Annotated in this window: 1 protein-coding gene and 1 pseudogene; both read right to left on the bottom strand. The window is 72.0% G+C overall.

All coding sequences use genetic code 11. From position 1 onward, the window contains the following. Window positions 1-109: 109 nt before the first annotated feature. A pseudogene (locus ACFV4G_RS09850) lies at window positions 110-268 on the bottom strand (RICIN domain-containing protein); the annotation flags it as partial. Window positions 269-280: 12 nt separating this feature from the next. Next, entirely contained in the window at window positions 281-1153 is an 873-nt protein-coding gene (locus ACFV4G_RS09845) for an endo-1,4-beta-xylanase (protein WP_380438372.1), read from the bottom strand. Between the last annotated feature and the right edge of the window lie 340 nt (window positions 1154-1493).

The following is a 1493-nucleotide window of genomic DNA, read 5'->3' as shown; positions in this document are numbered from 1 at the left end:
CGGCCCAGGGTGGTACCTTCCCGCGGTGGGGGCGGGGGGATTCGTCGCGGGCGCAGTGGGCCCGGACGGTCCCGGAGCCCCGGTGCCGTCCGGCCGCACCCGTTCGGTGTCAGCCGAGCGTCCACTGCTGGTTGCTGCGGCCGCTGCAGCTCCACAGCTGGGCCAGGGTGCCGTCGGCGGTGGAGGCGCCAGACACGTCCAGGCACAGGCCGGACTGGACACCGGTGACGGTGCCGTCCGTGTTCACGTGCCACTGCTGGTTCGTCTGACCGTTGCACGGCTAGACGACCACCTTGGTGCCGGAGCCCGTGCCCTGCGCGGAGGCGTCCAGGCACATCCGGCCGGCGCCGCCGTAGACGCTCAGCTGGTCGGCGGAGGTGTGCGTCCAGATCTGGTTGGTGCCGCCCCAGCAGCTGTAGATCTGCACCTGGGTGCCCGCCGCGGTCAAACTGTTCGGCACGTCCAGGCATTTGCCGGCACCGACCGCGTGCAACTCTCCCGTCGTGCCGCCACCACCGCCGGTGCTCGAACCGCCGAGGGCGGAGAGCTTCGCCCCGGGATCGGCGGCGTGCGCGGTACGCAGCGCGTCGGCGAGGTAGTCCGTTCCCATCGCCCGGTAGAACACGTCGGGGACGAGGGAGCCGTCGCCGTTGAACGGCTCGTTGATCACGTCCCAGGCGTAGACCTGTCCCTTGTAGTGGGTGGCCTCGGTGGTGATGTGCGCCTCCATGGCGGAGCGAACCTGGCTCAGCGGCAGGTTCGACACCCAGGAGGGAAGTTGGTTCTGCCACACCAGGTTGTGGCCGCGCACCCGCATGCCGTGTGCCCGGGCGAACTGCACGAGCTGGTCACCGGGCCCGAAATCGTACGAGCCGGCAGCCGGCTCGGTGGTGTCCCACTTCATCTCGTTGCCCGGGGTCAGCATGTCGAACTGCGCACCGGCGACGGCGGTTTCACCGCCGACCCCGAGGTCGCCGTCCGTCAGGGCGGTGCCGAAGTACCGGCCGTCCGCCTGCGCCGCCGCCTTCAACGTGCCGCCGGCCGCCGTGGCCGGGGGCGTCGCGGCCGTCACGCCGGCCGCGAGCACCAGCGCCAGGACCACCACGGCGGCCCAGGTGTGGTGAATCCTGATCAGGATCTTTCCGAGAGGCATGGTCGCCCTCCAATGTCGCTCCAGGGGGAGGCGCACACCCGCGATACCGGCGGGTCGTGGCGCACGAGCGATGACGGCGGTGGCACCGTCGGTTCGGGAACAGGAGCGCTGCGGCGGCCGTCCGACAGAACGGCGCCCGGTGGGGATGCGCTCCCGTGGCCAGATAACTCGGTGTGTGCGGGACCCGTCAATACGTGGTTGAAAGTTTCGACGATGTTTCGGAAAACCGGCGGCCAGGCAGTCGGCACGGTCGTGGGCCCGCGGGCGGCCCCCCCCCCCGCGCCCCGGGCGCGGGGGGGGGGGGGGGGCAGACGCGCCGGGCGCGCGCGCGGGCACACGC

It is taken from the genome of Kitasatospora sp. NPDC059747 (genome assembly GCF_042732955.1).
GTDB lineage: Bacteria > Actinomycetota > Actinomycetes > Streptomycetales > Streptomycetaceae > Kitasatospora.
This window is presented reverse-complemented; position numbering and strand designations above follow the sequence as displayed.